The sequence below is a fragment of the Streptomyces sp. NPDC088706 genome (assembly GCF_044752765.1).
In the GTDB taxonomy this organism is placed as follows: domain Bacteria; phylum Actinomycetota; class Actinomycetes; order Streptomycetales; family Streptomycetaceae; genus Streptomyces.
In genome coordinates this window covers 79,444-96,659 of record NZ_JBIVLW010000010.1, presented here as the reverse complement: position 1 = coordinate 96,659, position 17,216 = coordinate 79,444, and the positions used below count along the sequence as shown (strand labels likewise).

The 17,216-nt window shown below is 67.6% G+C and carries 13 protein-coding genes and 2 pseudogenes; 5 read left to right on the top strand and 10 right to left on the bottom strand.

The features are described from left to right. From ACIQAK_RS22335 to ACIQAK_RS22300, 8 genes are all read right to left on the bottom strand, one after another. Entirely contained in the window at positions 1 to 5,148 is a 5,148-nt protein-coding gene (locus ACIQAK_RS22335; RefSeq protein ID WP_366390648.1) for a putative adhesin, read from the bottom strand. Between the two features lie 606 nt (positions 5,149 to 5,754). Further along, positions 5,755 to 6,060, bottom strand: coding sequence for a hypothetical protein (locus ACIQAK_RS22330; RefSeq protein WP_366390647.1), 306 nt, complete (start codon positions 6,058 to 6,060; stop codon positions 5,755 to 5,757). Positions 6,061 to 6,277: 217 nt separating this feature from the next. Beyond that, positions 6,278 to 6,619, bottom strand: a complete 342-nt coding sequence (locus ACIQAK_RS22325) for a contact-dependent growth inhibition system immunity protein (protein ID WP_401848755.1) — start codon at positions 6,617 to 6,619, stop codon at positions 6,278 to 6,280. A 19-nt stretch (positions 6,620 to 6,638) separates the two neighbouring features. After that, the gene (locus ACIQAK_RS22320) at positions 6,639 to 6,938 is read right to left on the bottom strand and encodes an RNase A-like domain-containing protein (RefSeq protein ID WP_366390646.1); all 300 of its coding nucleotides are present in this window, start codon (positions 6,936 to 6,938) and stop codon (positions 6,639 to 6,641) included. A 57-nt stretch (positions 6,939 to 6,995) separates the two neighbouring features. Then, positions 6,996 to 7,559, bottom strand: coding sequence for a hypothetical protein (locus ACIQAK_RS22315; RefSeq protein WP_366390645.1), 564 nt, complete (start codon positions 7,557 to 7,559; stop codon positions 6,996 to 6,998). 26 nt (positions 7,560 to 7,585) lie between these two features. Further along, on the bottom strand, positions 7,586 to 9,013 hold the full coding sequence (locus ACIQAK_RS22310) for an RNase A-like domain-containing protein (protein ID WP_366390644.1): 1,428 nt from the start codon (positions 9,011 to 9,013) through the stop codon (positions 7,586 to 7,588). A gap of 114 nt (positions 9,014 to 9,127) precedes the next feature. Then, positions 9,128 to 9,355 carry a hypothetical protein gene (locus ACIQAK_RS22305; protein ID WP_366390643.1) on the bottom strand — a complete coding sequence of 76 codons (228 nt, stop codon included), beginning with the start codon at positions 9,353 to 9,355 and terminating at the stop codon, positions 9,128 to 9,130. Further along, the gene (locus ACIQAK_RS22300) at positions 9,355 to 9,660 is read right to left on the bottom strand and encodes a WXG100 family type VII secretion target (protein WP_366390642.1); all 306 of its coding nucleotides are present in this window, start codon (positions 9,658 to 9,660) and stop codon (positions 9,355 to 9,357) included. Before ACIQAK_RS22300 ends, ACIQAK_RS22305 begins: the two co-directional genes overlap by 1 nt. Positions 9,661 to 9,893: 233 nt before the next feature. On the opposite strand from ACIQAK_RS22300, the gene ACIQAK_RS22295 reads away from it, so the two are divergent. From ACIQAK_RS22295 to ACIQAK_RS22285, 3 genes and pseudogenes are all read left to right on the top strand, one after another. Further along, on the top strand, positions 9,894 to 10,280 hold the full coding sequence (locus tag ACIQAK_RS22295; protein WP_366390641.1) for a WXG100 family type VII secretion target: 387 nt from the start codon (positions 9,894 to 9,896) through the stop codon (positions 10,278 to 10,280). Positions 10,281 to 10,507: 227 nt separating this feature from the next. Continuing rightward, positions 10,508 to 10,682: pseudogene (locus ACIQAK_RS22290) on the top strand (ATP-binding protein); the annotation flags it as partial. Positions 10,683 to 12,407: 1,725 nt separating this feature from the next. Continuing rightward, a pseudogene (locus tag ACIQAK_RS22285) lies at positions 12,408 to 12,622 on the top strand (histidine phosphatase family protein); the annotation flags it as partial. 77 nt (positions 12,623 to 12,699) lie between these two features. Here the strand turns inward: ACIQAK_RS22285 and ACIQAK_RS22280 are convergent. Continuing rightward, positions 12,700 to 13,347 carry a class F sortase gene (locus ACIQAK_RS22280; RefSeq protein ID WP_366390640.1) on the bottom strand — a complete coding sequence of 216 codons (648 nt, stop codon included), beginning with the start codon at positions 13,345 to 13,347 and terminating at the stop codon, positions 12,700 to 12,702. Positions 13,348 to 13,399: 52 nt separating this feature from the next. Continuing rightward, complete coding sequence (locus ACIQAK_RS22275; protein ID WP_366390639.1) at positions 13,400 to 14,035, bottom strand: hypothetical protein; 636 nt, start codon at positions 14,033 to 14,035, stop codon at positions 13,400 to 13,402. Positions 14,036 to 14,789: 754 nt separating this feature from the next. Here ACIQAK_RS22275 and ACIQAK_RS22270 point away from each other — a divergent pair. Next, complete coding sequence (locus tag ACIQAK_RS22270; protein ID WP_366390750.1) at positions 14,790 to 15,245, top strand: SRPBCC family protein; 456 nt, start codon at positions 14,790 to 14,792, stop codon at positions 15,243 to 15,245. Positions 15,246 to 15,317: 72 nt separating this feature from the next. Beyond that, positions 15,318 to 16,934, top strand: a complete 1,617-nt coding sequence (locus ACIQAK_RS22265; protein ID WP_366390638.1) for an NAD(P)/FAD-dependent oxidoreductase — start codon at positions 15,318 to 15,320, stop codon at positions 16,932 to 16,934. The last annotated feature ends 282 nt before the right edge of the window (positions 16,935 to 17,216 follow it).

The window sequence follows — 17,216 nt, the reverse complement described above, 5'->3', positions numbered from 1 at the left end:
TCAGCGTGGGTTGCAGTGTTCTCGGCAGAAGGCCATGTGCACGGGTCCCATGTTGGGTTTGAGGATATCGCTGAGCAGCGTGGGCTTGCTCACCGTGATCGACCCCGACATCATCCTCAGGTCGGTCCCCGGGAACACGGTGTAGTTCGGAATGTCCTTGCCGGGTCCGAAGATCTCCGTGGGCTTCACTTTCTTGCCCTGCTCGACGGCAAGTCCGACGGGCTGTCCGAGCATTTTCCCGTCCTCGACATAGAGGTAGCCCCAGGTGCCGCTAGGCATCTGAGTGTCCCCCGTGCCTCGGACGTATGCCCCGTGGCCCGCGATGACGGCTTGGCCGTCCGGCCGCCCGCCAGGGATTCGAACGCGGGCCGGGCCGACGCCCTTACCGTGAGAGGGAATGCTGTGTCCGCGCAACTCGGGTGCCACGGCTGCCTTGCGCCACCCGGTCAGTCCTCCGAGTCCGGTGACGGCGACCTGTTGGGTGAGTTCGTCGGCTGCTTCGGCGTAGAGGTCGGCGAGTGCGTCGCAGCCTTGTTGGCGGAGCATGTATTCGGCGCGGTAGAGGCGGTAGGCGGGACGGACCGGGAGGTACTTGTCGAGGAAGGCACCAGCGCCGCCGTTCTCGCCGGTGAAGGCATCCTGTGCGTCCCCGAGGAACACGAAGGGCGACTTGACGACGTCGGCGAAAGCGTCGCCGAAGATGCCCAGTACGTCGCCGATGCCGTCGACGCTGCCGTTCGGGTCGTCGGGGGTTCGGCCGCTCGGGTCGGTGAGCAGGGTGGGCTGGTTGTCGGCGTAGGCGTACGGGGACACGTAAGGGGTTGAGGCGCTGCGGGCAGCCGGGTCGGTGCTGGTGAAGCGGCCGGTGGGCGGGGTGTATTGGCGGGCGTGGAGGTCGAGGTTGCCGGTGGTTGTTTCGTAGCGGGCGCCGGTGTAGGAGGGGGTGCTTGAGGGGGCGCCTCCGGTGACGGTGCCCAGGACGCGGGTGCCGTAGGGGTCGTAGGCCCAGCGCTGGTGGAGGGTGCCGGTGCTGCTGGTGACGTCGAGCGGGGAGCCCTGGGTGTCGTGGTGGTAGTAGAAGACCGCGCCTGTGCCGGTTTTCGTGGCTGCGGGCTGGCCGATGGGGTCGTAGCGGTAGGACTGCTTGACGGTCCAGGCGTTGTCGTACTCGGTGGCCAGGATCGGCAGGGGGGCGTTGGGGTCCCACTGGGTCCGGCTGGTGACCGTGCCGTCCTGGAGCGTGGCGACCTGATTACCGCTGGCGTCGTGGTCGTAGGCGTAGCCGGTGCCCGCGACGGTGGCGGAGGAGATCTGTCCGGCCAGGTCGTAGGTGAAGGTGTTGGCGCCGGCCTTTGTCTGGTTGCCTTCCGCGTCGTAGTCGTATGTGGTGGTGATGGCCCCGGCGGTGGTGGAGGTGAGCTGGTCGGCGTCGTCGTAGGCGTAGCTGGTGGACGTGGTGCCCAGGGTGGAGGTCAGGCGGTTGCCGACCTTGTCGTAGGTGTAGGACGTGGCGCGTGTCGCGGCGCAGCCGGTGATCCAGGGCTGGGGGTAGCAGCCGGAGGTGAGACGGCCCGCGGTGTCGTAGGTCTGGTCGTAACCGCCGGTGCCGACTCCGGCCCGGGTGACGTCGACGCGGGTGGGCAGGCCGGCCGCTGACAAGGTCAGGGCGGTCTTGGTGACCGTAGTGCCAGCCTTGGCGGAGGTGACGGCGGTGACGCGGCCCGCCCGGTCGTAGGTGCGTTCCTCGGTCTCCGTGTTGGGCAGCGCCGTCCTGGTGAGGTTGCCCGCCGCGTCCGAGGTGTAGGTGGTGGTGGTGCCGTCGGCCGTCATCGTGGCGGTGCGGCCGTCGTTGTCGTACGTGTAGCCGATGGTGCTGCCGTCGGAGTACTTACGGGTGAGCATCTGCCCGGCGGCGTCGTAGGTGTAGGCGAAGCCGCGGGTCTTGGTGAGGTCACCGACCGCGTTGTAGACGAAGTCCTCGGACATCTTCGCGTTGGCACGGGCCGTCATCTGTCCGGCGTCGTCGTAGCCGAGGGTGACGTCGGGCGTGGCGTCCGAGTAGTCGATCTTCGTGACCAGACCACGGACGTCGTACGTCCGAGTGGTGGAGCCGCGGGGCGTCGTCACCCCGACCGGATTGCTGTCCGCGTCGTACGCGTACGTCGTCGCCCGGTCCAACGGGTCGGTGACCGACGTCAGGCGGTGCGCCGCGTCGTAACCGTAGATGGTGACGTGGTCGTTGGCGTCGGTGCGACCGGTCATGTTGCCGACCGCGTCGTAGCCGTAGGTGGTGGCCGCGCCGCCGGGGGCGGTGACGGTGGTCAGCTGGTCGAGCTCGTCGAACCGGTAGGTGGTTGCGCGCTGGTCGGCGTCCGTGCTCCGGGTGACGTTCCCGACGGCGTCGTACTCGGTTCTGGTCACGTTGCCGAGCGGGTCGGTGACGGCGGTCGTATTGCCCGACGGGTCGTAGTCGTAGGTGGTGGTGTACTGGGCGGGAGAGGCGCCGGTGACGTTGCCTCGCGGGTCGACGGCCGTGGCCTGGCGGCCGTCGTCGTCGTAGGTCCAGCTCTCCTTGTTGCCCAGGGGCGAAGTGCTGCTGAGCAGGTGCCCGTCGGCGTCGTAGGTGTAGGTGCTGGTCTTGCTCAGCTGGTTGGTGCTGCTGGTGAGTTGGTTGTTCTTGTCGTAGACGGAGAGGGTCGTCCTGTCCGCGGCATCGGTGACCTTGGTGACGTTGTCGTTGGCGTCGTACGTGTACGCGGTGGTGCGGCCCAGCTGGTCGGTGTTCACCAGAGGCCGGTTGATCGCGTCGTAGGTCGTGGTGGTGAACGCGCCGGTGGGACCGGTGACCTTGGTACTGTTCCCTGCGGCGTCGTAGGCGTAGCTCGTGGTGTAGGCGGCCGGATCATTGCCTGTGACGTTGCCGCGCGGGGAGACGCTGCTGAGCAAGCGTCCCACCTTGTCGTAGGCGTAGATGGTCTTGTTGCCGGCGGCGTCCGTCTCGGAGGCGAGGTGCCCGGCGGCGCTGTAGGCGCGGGTGACGAACTTGCCCGCCGCGTCCGTCGTTCGGGTCAGGTTCCCGGCATCGTCGTAGGCGAATGCCGTGGTGTCGCCCTTGGGGTTCTTCGCGGTGAGGAGTTGTTCCGCGCCGTTGTACGTGTAGGTCGTGGTGCGGTCCAGCGGGTCGGTGGCCGAGCTGAGCAGCCCTCGCCCGTCGTAGGCGTACGTCGTTGTGTAGGCGTCGGGGTCGGCGCCGGTGACGTTGCCACGCGGGTCCGTCCTGGTCAGAATCCGCCCGGCCGCGTCGTAGGTGAACGTCGCCTTCTCACCCAGGGGTGTGGTCACCGACGTGCGGTTCCCGGCTGTGTCGTAGCCGTAGGTGGTGACCTTGCCGCGTGGTGTCTTCACCGTCTGGATGGCGCCGAGTGCCGTGTACGTGTAGGAGGTGGTGCCGGCGAGCGGGTCGGTGGTCGTCGTCAGCTGGTTGGACGTGTTGTACGCGTACGCGGTCTTGTGGCTGCGGCCGTCGGTGTGGCTGGTGATGTTGCCCGACGTGTCGTAGGTCCAGATCTCCTTGTAGCCGAGCCCCGACGGCGAACTGCGCGTGAGCATCCGGCCGGCGCTGTCGTACGTCATCGACGTGGTGTTGCCGCGCTGGTCGGTGATGCCAACAGGCCGCAGATTGCGGTCATAGTCGTAGGTGATGCTCTTGCCGTACGGGTCGATGGTCGACATGAGGACGTTGCCGGAGTACACGTCGGTCCACACGCCGCCGTCGGGCGCCGTGGTGTGCGCCTCGCGGCTGCCGTCCCAGGTGAACGTGGTCGTCTTGGTGTTCTGGTCGGTCTGGGAAGTGATCCGGCCTGCGGTGTCGTAGGTGTTGCGCACCCTGCCGCCTGCGGGGTCGGTGTAGGACGACAGCCGCTTGTTTGCGTCATATGTGTAGGAAGAGGTCTTTCCGGCGGGATTGGTCGCCGAGGTCAGCAAACCACCGGTGTAGCCGTAGGACACCGACGTCGTGTCCGGCAGGGCCACCTTGGTCAGCAGCCCGTCGGCGCCGACCGTGAACGTCGTCGTGCGTCCGGAGGCGTCCTTGACGGAGGCGAGCTTGCCGGACACGTACGTCAGGTTCAGCCCCTTTCCTGCCTTGTCCACGACGGAAACGAGCTGACCAACGCTGGTGAAGGTCCGCTTGGTGTGGTCGGGCGTGGTCAGGATGTAGTCACTGGTGCCTTTGACCAGCTTGGCTGTAGAACCGGCCGGGGCTTTGTATGTCCCGTCGCTGTTCTGCGTGAACACGAACGACGCCCCGTCGTCCGCCCGGTAGGTGACCTTTCCCGTCGCGACCGTGAGCCACGAGTCGAACGGTGTCGCCCAGCCGCGGCCCAGCAGGCCCGCCGTGGCCGAGTCGGAACGGTACGTCCGCTCCAGAGCAAGGGGCACACCTGGGCCGATCAGGGAGGCGTCGGTAAGCTGCTCGAAGAACATGCCGGTCGCCGTGTTGACCGGGTCCGCACGGTGAGCCTGCGCGTAGCAGGTGCAGATGCCCGCCTGTGCTCCGGGAATGTCAGGCGTGTAGAAGGCTTCCACCAGGGGAGAGGTGGTTCCGCCCGGACTTGAAGACCCGTCCGTGCCGGTCAGGAAGATCCAGGCGTAGTACTTCTTGCCATCCTCGAGATGCCCCCCGAGCGTGCTGCCGCTCCACCAGAAGCACTGGTCGGCGGGGTAGGCGTTGCTCGGCCACCACCCGTAGCACCAGGCGCCGTTGTCGAGGTAGCGGTCCGAAGGATCACCGGTGGTGCGTTTGATCTCCTGCTGGTGGACGTAGTTCCCCGCCTCGTCGCGGACGTAGAGCCACATCCCGGACACCTTGGATGCGGACATACCCGCAGGCAACTGCAGTTGCCCGCCGAGCGACAGCATCGCCGGGTAGGCGGTGGCGTACGCGCTGACCCATGTCGGATTGCCTGTTGCCTGCGCGCCGAAGGGCGATGCCGATTTGCCGCCGGCCGGGCCCCGGTCGGCGGGTTCCGTGGGACGGGGGTGCGGTGTGCCGGAGGGCTTTTCTGCGCGCGGGTCGATGTAGTTGTGCATGGGCGACAGCTCGCCCCGGTCCCGCTTCACCTGCTGGCGTCTCTCGGCCAGCGTCATGGCCTTGGGCGGCTTCGGGAGGTCCGAAGCGGTTCTCGCCGCGGCCGTCCGTATGGCAGCCGATGGGGGTATGGAGGTCTGTTGGCCTCCGGGGGAGGCCCAGGAGGGGATGACCCCTGCGACGGCCAGGAGAGCCAGAGCCAGGAGTGTTGTGAGAAGTCTTCGCGCTCGTGTGCGCACAGTGCATCACCCGTGGGTAAGTCGTGAACAGAGTCGGGGTAATGCTTGATCCAAAAGTGGATCGAACTAACGCACGGCGGCGGATGGGGCTGGATCCAGACGTGTCGCGCCGAACGAATGCCCGGAGTGCCCCTGGTCGCAGGGTCAATCAGCCGCCCCTTTATAGACGATTGGCGTGAACACGCCGTCCTGTCCTGGAGGCGGTAGTTGAACACCCGAAGAGCGGCCGGCCAAGCCTGGGTTTCTGTTCGGGGACTGGCGTGGTTGTGGCGACTGGTGGGGGAATGAAAGGTGCGCCTCGTTCGCGGACCTCGTGCTGTCGACGTGCGGGAGTGGAGCTTTTAGTGGCGCTGTGGCTTCGCGGACCATGATCGGCCGGGTGCTGGCGACTGTCGTAGGTGACGCCCTCGACCGGACGGTCGTTGCCTACCACGCGGGCCGGCGCGAGGCCGCCGGGGACAGGGCCGGACCGCGCCGAGCGATCGCCGCCGACGGCAAGGTGCTGAAGGGATCAACCCAGCTGGCCGCCACCCACAGGCGCCTGCTCTCCGCGGTCACCCACCATCGCGCCGTAACCCCCGCCCAAGCGGAGGCCGGGTCGGTGATGGGGTTCTCCCAGTGCAGCGCGAAGTCGTTGGCGTCAGTGCCGAGGAGTTCCTCCGCACGGGTGCGGGGTGTCGTCGGCCGGCGGGCATGGCCCATGATGTTGGTCGGACAGATGGTGCGGGGCATGACAGGTGAGCTGGCGTCCGGAGCCGGTTCGGACTGCGGATCGCCTGCGTCTCCTCCGGGTTGCGCTGTTGAGGCCCTGGCGATGTTCTCAAGGACTGCGGTCACCGGCCGGACGGACCTTCAGGTTGGGTCTCGCGAGGGCTCGGCCCTGAGGTGCTGTCCATGTTCGTGCCGTCTTGCGGCTGTGGAGCGCCCGTTCCGCGACCGCTCAGCCGGATCAGATACCGGAGAGCGTCGCTGCCAGCGACTGGAACCAGGCGCCGTGGGAGAACGGTTCCGGCGGGCTCACCTCCATGCCGAGTTCGGCGGCAGCCAGGGCGTAGTCCCCGTCGTCCAGGGGGAGGGCGAGCAACTCGTGCAGTTCCCCCACGAGGTGGGCGACCAACTGTGGGTTTGTGGTTTCGGCGTAGTCGGTGACTGCGGCGTCGTGGCCGCGAAACTCGTCAACGATGTCCTGAGAGAACCAGCCCCCCAGCAGTTGAGCGGTCTCCGGAAAACGCGCGTGCCACTCCCAGTGAGTCTGCGGGGACGATCGCCGGTCGTGTTCGAGGGGCTTCATGGACATGTGCGTGTGACCCCTACAGGTAGAACGGGACGGTCGTGTGGACGACGAAGCCGAGCGGACTCGTCGCCTCGCGGCGCAGCACCACGCGCGCCGCGCGCACGTCGACGGGGCCGCGCCCGGCCATCAGGTCGCCCTCCAGCTGGACCCGGCCCACGGGTTCCTCACGGGACGGCCAGGCTGCCTCAATGGTGAGGCGGACCCGGGTGTTCTGGGCGAGCCAGCGGTGGACGGCCTGTTCGTTGGCGGTCACCACCTGCTGGGTGGCCCACTGGGCGGTCTCCCGGTCGGGATAGGAGGCGGAACGGGTCAGCACGGGGCATCCTTTCAAATCACCTGGTCGGATCCTGCGCTCGTACGAGCGGCAAATGGTTCAGTAGTCGGAGAAGTTCCAGAACATGCCGACCTCAGTGTCCGAGACGACGATCAGGCCGCAGTCCTCCGAGTACACGCTCAGGGGGTTGTACCCCCAGTGCGACGTCGTGAAGTCGAGTGCTCCGGGCACAGGGCCGGGCCGGCTGACGTTGGTGTGATAAGTGGCCTCGTCGCCGTAACGTGCGAGGATCGTCCTCGCCATCGCCCGCAATTCTCCTTCGCTCTCCGTGAAGCGCTTCAGGTTGGACAGGGTGCAGCAGTCGTCCGTGAGGGCCAGCAGCAGGTTCTCGGCGCTGGCCCGATCGATCTCGCGGAGACGCTGCGCGATGTACTCCGGGGGGTGCACAGCGAACGGATACGTGGCAAACCCCTCGCGCTCCGGGTCCTGCGCCGAATCGTCGAGACCCGTCCAGCCCCGGGGGTCCGGGACGGCCCGAGCCATCAGCTTGAGGACATCAAGGACCCAGTCCTCGTGCCGGCGTGGGCCGGTGGCGTCGTACGGGTACGCGTCCTCGAACAGGTGGCGTACGGCGGCTTCCCAAGAGTTCTGTTCGAGGGGCATGTGGTGCTGGCCTTTCTCGGCGTGCGCTAGGACTTGGAGGGCATCGACGTCATGACGGTGAACGGCGGGGTGCGGCTGCTGTCGTACCGGAGCCGCGTGTCGATACCTGTGGCGTCGTAAGACCTGGCATTCATGCCGCCCTGTTTGTAGCCGGACAGCGGGTCGTTGAGGTCCACCGGCTGTTTGCTCACACTGCGGCCGCTGGTCTCGCCGTTCGGCGCGGTCGAGTGGAAGTCTCTGACTTCGCCCTCCCCCGGCGGGGGAGGGCCCTTGACCCAAAGCTCGATAGCGGACGTGTTTTTGTTGAGGTTGTACTCGGTCAGCTCCTCTGCCCGCCGGTAGTTCGGGAAGGCCGAGGAGGCGCTGGGCTTCGGTTTGCCGTGCGGCCAGGCGGGGGTAGGACCATTCCCCTGCTGATCACGCAGGCGCTGCGCCAACTGCTCGTCCGTCTTGCCTACGTGCTTGTCCAAAGTGTGGCCGTCTGCCATGTATTCGTTGGCGGCGAGGTTCAGGTCGTAGTCGCCGTTCGAATCGACCTTCAGCCAGACCTTCGAGTCCTTGAACTCCTCCAGGGCCCTGGTGCCGAAGCCGTGGGCACGGGCGACGCCGGCCTCGAACTTGGGTGCGCTCCGGAATGCCTCGTCCAGCGGCTCCCTCAGCGCCTCCATGCGCGTGGTGAGGCCCTCCAGGATGCCGGTGTACTTGTCGACGATCCCGTTCAGCTTGCTCGTGTCGATGTTCAGTACTGTCTTGACGTCGAACGACAGGATCAGGCCCGCGCCCTTGCCGATCACGGAGGTGACGGTGCCGAGGATGCTCTTGGGGTCCTTGGGCTTGGCGAGATCTTCGATGATCTCCCTGGCGGCTTTCCACATGGCGCGGTGGAGCTCGTCCTCGACATCGCGGTTGAGGTCGACGGCGGCCTCGGCGTACTCGCGCAGAATAGTGGCAATTTTGTCCGCAGTTTCCTTCAGCACGGCCAGAACCGGCTGACTGCCCGTGGGAACCCGCGGCGTGCCCGGACCTGAGTTGGCGGTCTGCCCCCATTGGTAGCCGTGCCGCTGCTGCCCCCACGCCGTCCCTCCCCACAGGGCGCTGCAGAAGGTCCGCATCGCGGCTTCCCATTCCGCCTGCTGGTGGTTGGTGATGGCACCCACCGCCTGGGTGAGCTGGTCCGCCCCCAACGTCGCGGTGATGGATACGTTCATCCAGCTGTGACAGAGCGAGTTGAGGTAGTGCTGTTGCGGGAAGGGGTGGACGTCCGCCACCCTTCCGATCCGGAACACGTTCTTGCACAGTGGCTGGAGGAGGTCCCGGACGATTTCCGGTATTCCCTCCATCAGGCTGCGCAGGATGTCGTCGCCGCCGTCGTCGTCGCCCCACTTGATATCTGGTACCGAGTCGAAGTTCGGGGCCTTGTCGATGACCGCGGGCCGCGGGCGCTGCTCGGCCATCTTCCCCGGCTTGGGGTGGGCCGCCACGTCTGCCCTGGTGTAGGCGTTGGCCGTCTCGGTGAACCCAACTGCGACACCGCCGACGCTGAGTACGGACCGGCCCCAGACCTCCAGTCAGCGATTGCCGATCTTCTTGTACGCCCGGGCGAACTTCTCGGCCTCTGTGCCGGCACCGCCTGCGTCGGGGTACTTGCCCAGCTCCTCGAGAAGCGTCTTGGCACCCCGTACCAGAAAGTCCTGCTGCGCGGCGACCCGGCCGGAGACCGACCAGAGGTCGCTCGGCTTGACGTCGATGGTGCCGCTACCACCCGGCGGCTGGGCGGGTGAGGAAGGGCCGGCCATCAGGCACCGCCTCCCCAGCCTTCGAGTACGGACCTGTTGGCCGCGGCGTAGTTCAGGTGCCCCTTCACCACGACCTCGTGGAGCCAAGCCTGGGTTGCCTTGAGGTCGCCGGCGGAGTGGCTCCACTTGTCCAGCTCGTCGATGAACGCTTCGCGTGCCTCACCGTCCCAGCTCAGCACGGCTTTGGCGGTCCGCTCGTACAACGTGTCCAGCTTCTCGTTGAGGACGCGGAGGATGCCCTCCAGGTCACCCGAAAGCTGTTGCAGAGTTGCGAAATTGACGGTGATGCCGTCTTCGTCCGGCACGGTGATGATCCCCCTAGAAGCAGTCACCAATGATGCTACTCATCACCTGAGCGGAGTCCGGTGCGGGTACCGGGTCGCATGTCGGCCACATGTCTGCCCAATTCGAAGCCTGGCCCCTCAATGGCAGGGGTGATAGAGGTGTGCGTGTGCGTGACACCCCATGCCTGTGAAGTTGTGTCCGTGTTGCTAGGGTTGGTCGGCTTGCAACGCAGGTTCGAACGTGGGGGACCGACATGGGTGATGAGCCCAAACTCGCCTATACATCGTCGCAGTTGAAAAAGCTGGCTGACGATCTGGATGACATGCACGAGTATCTCGACAAGCAGTTCAAGCGCATGGACGAGATCGTCGACGGCATCGAGACCGGCTGGCAGGGCCCCACTGCCACGTCCTATCGATCGCTCCACCGCGGCGCCGCGGAGGATGCCGTTCGCATCGGGCAGACCGTTCAATTCCTGGCGGAGGCCATTCGTCTGAGCGAAGGAGGCTTCACGGACCAGGAGCTCGAAACCCTTGAACAGTTCCGCAGAGTCCAGGTCGACGTCGATATGGAAGCAGCCGCAGACGCCCTGTCCACGCCGTCGAACCAGCAGCCTCGCAGTCGCCTGCAAGACCTCTGAAGCACAGGGGCCGTTCCCTCGACATGGCCGGAGGTCATCCACGGTGCCGTCTCCGGACGAGGTCGCCCGGGTGTGATCGCCTGTGCCGCGCACCGGCCACTCGTGGGCGCGTACGCCGGGACGGCGTACGCGCGTCGCACCTGGTTGCGGGTACTGAGCGCCGCCGCCGTGGGCGGATAACTGCACCGTCCGCTCCCACGACCGGCCATGCGTAACCCCTCGCGGCTGTGTTTCTCCAGCGGTTCAGCTCCGCCCGGCGAGCGTGGCGCGCTCCTCGCCCGTCGGCTCTTGCTGCACCAGCTCGACGCATGGGGCGTGCCGCACGGCAGCGAGGCATCCGACACCGCCGCGCTGCTCGTCGCGGAAGTCGCAGCCAACGCCGCCCCCCACGGCCGCGTTCCGGCCGGTACATCGAGGTCGCCGCCGAGGTCCTCGGCCGGACACTCTTCCCGCGCGTTACCCCGGCCCTACGTGCTGATTCGGCGCAGGGCGAGGAGCGTCGCGTCGTCGGTGCGGGTCGTCCAGGCGGGCCGCGAGGTGGTCGACGTAGTCCTGGAGTCCGGCGTGGCCGGCGCCTGGGGCGGCTTCCCGGAAACAGCGTTGCGCAGCTACGAGAAGGCGGCGCGTGTCATGGTCCGGGTCGGACGGACGACGTTCGGTCAGGGCGGTCCGAGCACATCAGGACGAGGTCTCCGATCTCCTGCGGCGTCGCGATGGCGGTGCAGGTTGCGCCGGGACAGGACGCCCAGAGAGAGCCCGGGCCCGCCGCCGTGGGTCGGTAGCTGGGTGGCGTGACCATCGTGCACCAGGACGGGGCGAGGTCTCTCGCGCAGGCCCACCAAGGTACGGGAGACCGTCTCGCCCACCGAGGTGGGACGCATCTACTTCGCCCTCGATTCCGAGGAGAAGCGGTTCATCGTGAACCATGTGGGACTGCACCTGTAGCCGGCCCCGGCGGGCACTTTGGCGGCCTGTTCACCGACTGTCGGCTGTGACGCTCGTTTGACGCTCCAGGTCCCCCCACGCAGGATGGCGAGCTGAGAAATGGGTGTCTGACCTGGGCTTTTCCGTGACTCGCCCAGGCCAACGTCTTTCCGATGACGCACCGCGTGGAGTGCGTCGCCATCCTCGAACCGGCCGCGAAGGCCCCTGACCTGCGATTTTTGCGTGCGCATGTTGTGCGGTGTGGGCGTCACGGGCGATATCCTGACGCTCGTTCTGATGGGATATCAGCAAATCAATTGGTCAGATCAGACCCGTCGAGGTGACGTATCCCGGCGGGATGCCGAGGGCGGGCGGCGCTGAGCGCTGGCCCGCTGAGTCCTGCTGGTCAGATGTCCCGGAAGAGACCAGTCGGCGTGTTGACCCACCACCATGGGGGCCTTTGGCTGCTGACCTGCGCGCATGGTCTTTCGGTTGTTTCATGCTCGCGCCGGTTGATGGAGTTGGAATCCCGGAGAAGTCCCAGAGAACTCCTGCGGTCGGCGAACGCCCTTTCGGTTCTACTCAACGGAGGGCAGCGCGACGGGGCCGGGATGTGTGCTGGAGATCGGCCTTGTTGCTCTGCGGCAGTGGGTGGTTCATTTCCGAGCGGAGGTGAGCCGCCGTTCGCGACCTCGGAGACGGACATGGTGGCGTGCCGTCCGCGCAAGCGACGAGCGTGACCGCAGGGATGGCCGTAAGCCCATGCAGAGCGCGATCACGGGGCACCCGCGTTCGATGCCCCTGGGCAGCCCCGCAGACGCGACGGCCAGACAAGGCCGCGCCCACCAGACAGGGGGCGCGGTGGAAGTAGCGGCGGGCCGACCCTCCCCGGACACGGGCGTCGTTGAGGCGCTGCCATGGAGCTCCGTCAGTGGTAGTTCATACGCCTGGTAGGCCAGCCAGGCGTTCACGACGGCAGCCTTCGCGTTATGTACCTCGGCCTCGTTCGTACCGATCACGTTGCGACGCTGCCAAAATTGCAGTGGGTGCTCCCAGCGCCACCGGCGGTCTGATCAACCTCACCGCTCTTCACGGCGAACACCAACGCCCCGTCGAGCAACTGCAAGGAATGCTGCAACGCGCCGGTTCCACAACACCTTGGCCCGGTGGACATGACCGCGCCCCGCGTTGGTGTGGAAGGAGGCGTCGCGGCTCGGAGGTGCGGACATCGTCCTGGTGGCGCCCTCCCACTTCCCGCGCGTGCAAACCGCCCTACCTGCGGCTGATCCCGCGAGCGGTGAGCTGTTCCAGCTGCCACGGGGGCGGCCTCCCGGCTTGGCACGGAACACGGCAAGTCGGTCAGCACGGCGCTCAACATGGCATTGCCGGGCGGGCTGTTCGGGGCGGCGGGGGTCTGAGCGGGCCAGCCCCGCCCCGGTCGTGAGGGCGGCCGGTACCTCGCCCCCGAGGTACCGGCCGAGCTTGACCGCGGCGTTCAGGCCGCCTTCTTCAGCGACGTGAGGTGGGCGAAGACCACCACGTTCGCCGAATAGCCTGCCTTCTCGTTGAAACGCCCGCCGCAGGTCAGCAACCGGAGTTCGGGCCGCCCGGTCTCCCCGTACACCTTGTCGTCGGGGAACTTGTCCTTCGTATACGTCTTCACCGCATCCACCGTGAACACCGCGATTTTGCGGTCCGCGCGCACCACCTCGACCTTGTCGCCCCGGTGCAGAGCGTTGAGGTTGAGGAAGATGGCGGGGCCGGTCCTGGTGTCCCGGTGACCCACAAGCAGGGCCGTGCCGTCCTCGCCGGGCGACGGCCCCTTCTCGTACCAGCCCGTCAGCTTGGGCTTGCTCAACGGCGGGGCTTCGAGCCGGCCCTTGGTGTCGAGGCCGAGTCCGGTGACCGCCGCCTCGATGAAGATGGCGGGAATGGCGACCTTCAGGGGTCGGGAGGGCACCAGGGGGGCGTGCGAGGCGGGCACGTGTTTCTCCGGTTTGTGCGGTGCCCGTCGGAACGGCGCAGGCCCGCCGCCCGCGGCGTCGCTGCCGCGGGCGGCGGTGACCGTCCGGGTGTCCTCGGAGGAATCCGAGGACACCCGGACGATGCCGGCCACCAGAGTGAACGTCACGCACAGCGTCATGGTGAGACGGCAGGCGCGCGTCGGTCCCCGTCGGCGCCGTCGACAGCGGACGTTACGCGTCGCCACGGGCGCGGCGACGCGCGGACCGGCGCATCATGATCAGGCCCGCGGCTCCTGCGGCCCCGGCGACCAACGCGGCGGCGGCGGTTCCGGCGTTCGAGTCGCTCTCGGAGCTGACGGGCTCCACGTCCGGGACACCGCCGCCGCCCGCGGGGACCGCGCCGATGGGCTGCTGCGGCTTGTGAGGCTTGCTGCCGCCGTGACCGCGGTTGGGGCACTCGACCTTGAAGCTCTTCTGCTTCGGGCCCGCCGGGACGACCCACACCAGCTGGTACGTGCCCTCCGGGAGCAGGTACTGCTCACTGCGCGCACTGCCGTTGATGAGCGGAAGGGTGTCCAGCAGGGTGGTACCCGGCGGCACGGTCGGGGGCTGCTCGGTGATCGTCCAGGGGACCGAGGGGAACGACTCGAAGTTGCTCGCCGCCAGCACGAACTTGCAGACCTCGACCCCGTCGCGGTCACCGCGCGAGTGCCAGCTGACCGAGCGGATGTCGATGTCACCGCTGTCGCCGGGGACGGCATAGGCGGCGGGTGCCCCGGCCAGGGTGGCACCGGCGACGGCGACGGCGACGGCCACCTTGGCGCCCGTGCGGCCGGCGCGGGAGCGGACAGAACTGGAGATGCGCATGAAGGCTCCTTCAAGCCGAGATGATTGTCGTACTGATCACCTGATTGCCTAAGAGATGCCATAAGTCGTGTCAAAAGTCAGATAAGACACGAGAACACCCCAGAAGTGCCCTGTTCGGCGGACAGCACGCGGGTGGAATCCGGCACACGGACCAGATCGCGGGCCGCGAAGCAGCAGCGTGACGGAGCCGGACGCTACGGCCCCGTCATCCACATGTGGGGTGCCCGGGCCCGGCATGACCGTCCTTTCGTCTCCGGCGCGCGGGCCTGTGCTCAGCTGCCGCGGCTGCCAGGCGAGGAAATCCCGGGCGATCCGGGACTCTTCCAGACGGGATATCCCACCGGACCCACACGCCGAGGTCAGATCGACTCGGTGTCAGGAGCCCGGTTCTGGTGCTTCAGCACGTCTCTTCGGCCACGTCGACGGACGTTTCGAACCCGACGAACGAGTAATGGGCGAGCACCGCGCTAGTGAGCACGGCCCCCGCGGGCCCCTTGCGTGAGGGGCCCAGCGGTAGCGCGGGAAGGGAAATGCACTCGGATGGATAGTCGCCGCCGACCCCCCGGCAAGAGCGGCCACCGACACGATGCCGGCCGTGGCGGGGAGTCGTGTGAAGTGGTTTCACGGGGCACCTCGTACCCGCCTGCCGCCCAGCAGACGGCGAACCCCTCGTATGCCTGCGAAAGTGGACGCGTAGGGCAGACGATGCCGGGTACGGGAGGGTCGGCGGATTCGGCGAGAGGTGGAGAAACCGATGGCTGTACGACACCGATTGATCGAACGTCCCGTCGAGGCTGTGTGGGCAGTTCTCGCGGATCCCAGGCGCTACGGCGACTGGGTCGTGGGTACGTCCGAGTCGACGCCCGACGAAGGCACCTGGCCCGAGCTCGGCGCCGGCATCACCTACACGGTCCAGCTGGGCTGGTGGTCCGCCCGGGGCCGCACCGTCGTCCGACGCTGTGAGGCCCCGCACGTGCTGGAGCTGGAGGCCGAGAGCGGATGGCTGGGCACCGCCCGGATCGCGCTGAAGGTACGTCGTTGGGGAAGGAACACGCTGGTGATCATCGATGAGCACCCCTTGCGAGGGCCCGCCGCGAAGCTCCACAACACTGCCATCGACGCTTTCGTTCAGCTGCGTCATCGCACCATGCTCGCCCGCCTGGCGGAAGTGGTCGAAAGGACCCCGAGGGGCGAACATCAGGTCGCGTGACCGTCGCATCCGCCCGTAGGACGACAGAGTGGCTGCGCAGTAGTGGCTCGGCGTGAACATGAGGAGGCAGCGATGCCGGATGCGGTGGTCATCGGCGCGGGACCCAACGGCCTCGTCGCGGCGAATCTTCTGGCCGGCGAGGGGTGGAGTGTAGAGGTGCTGGAGGCGCAGCCGGAACCGGGTGGTGCGGTCCGCAGCGATCGTGGAGTCCATCCGGACTACGTGAGTGACCTCTTCAGCGCCTTCTACCCACTGGCCGCGGCGTCTCCCGTCCTCGGCGGACTGGAGCTCCAGGAGGAAGGACTCAAGTGGAGTCGCGCCCCTCGGGTGCTGGCCCACCCGCTGCCGGACGGCCGGTGCGCCGTGCTCGAACGGGGTGCGCGGGAAACGGCGGCGGGGCTGGATACGTTCGCGGCGGGTGACGGGGCCGCCTGGCTCGATCTGTACGGTACCTGGGCCCGTCTGGGCCCCGACATCCTGCGCGCTCTCTTCACCCCCTTCCCGCCCGTACGGGCCGCCGTCCAGCTGGCCGCCAAGCTCACGGCCGCCGGGGGGCTTCGTCTGGCGCGGACGATGATCCTGCCTGTGCGTCGCCTCGGCGAGGAGGAGTTCCGCGGCGAAGGGGCACGACTCCTCCTCGCGGGGAACGCGCTGCACGCGGACCTCGGCCCCGAGGCGGCGGGCAGCGGAGGTTTCGGCTGGCTGATGTCCATGCTCGGCCAGACCTACGGCTTTCCTGTACCGGTCGGAGGCGCTGGGGCGCTCACCACGGCTCTCGTGCGGCGACTGGAGCGGCACGGCGGTGTCGTCCGGTGCGGAGAGCGTGTGGACGAGATCGTCGTACGCGCAGGACGCGCCGTCGGCGTACGCACCGCGAGCGGTGAATCCGTTCCGGCCTCCCGTGCCGTGCTCGCCGATGTCTCCGCACCGGCGCTCTACGGCGGACTGGTCGACGCCCGATTCCTCCCTGATCAGCTGCTGAACGATGTGCGTCGCTTCCAATGGGACTTCGCGACCTTCAAGGTCGACTGGGCGCTGAACGGGCCGGTGCCGTGGACCGCCGGTGAGGCATCCACGGCGGGAACGGTCCATCTGGCCGACGGCGTCGACGGTCTCACCCGGTTCGCCGCGCAGATCGCCACCGGCCAGGTACCCGACCGCCCCTTCCTCCTCTTCGGGCAGATGACCACGGCGGACGCCACGCGCTCACCCGCCGGCACGGAGTCGGCCTGGGCCTACACCCACGTTCCGCACCGCATCAAGGGCGACGCCGGCGAGGACGGCCTCACGGGACGGTGGGACCGGCGCGAACAGGAAGCCATGGCCGACCGGATGGAGCACGAGATCGAGCGCTGGGCGCCGGGGTTCCGATCGCGCGTCATCTCCCGCCGGGTTCTCGCTCCACCGACCATCGAGTCCATGAACGCCAATCTGCTCGACGGCGCGATCAACGGCGGCACCGCCGCCGCGCACCAGCAGCTGGTGTTCCGCCCCACACCGGGCACGGGACGGCCCGAGACACCGGTGAAAAACCTCTACCTCGCCTCCGCATCCGCACATCCCGGTGGCGGCGTCCACGGAGCCCCCGGCGCGAACGCGGCCCGCGCCGCGCTGCGTGGCGGGAGCGTATACCGCCTGCACACCCCATCACTGCCGTGGGCCAACCGCACTGGGCCGACCGGCAAGTAGCCGTCTCCACTCCTGCCCACAACCGTTGGTATTCTCGCCGGAAGGCTCCGACGACGGGGGGCTACGGCTCAGTCACGATGGCAACCATCCCGGCACGTATACGGAGGACACACGTCGCTCCATGCCGAGTAGCGGTCGGCGTCGCGGATCATACTCGTGTCGATGCAGTTCACATACGCGATACCGACGCTGACACTGTAGTGGGCCATCTCGGTATGTAGAGAATGGACGAGAGACTACACTCCGGCTTTGGGTGCGCAGTAGGTGCTCATCATTGGCACC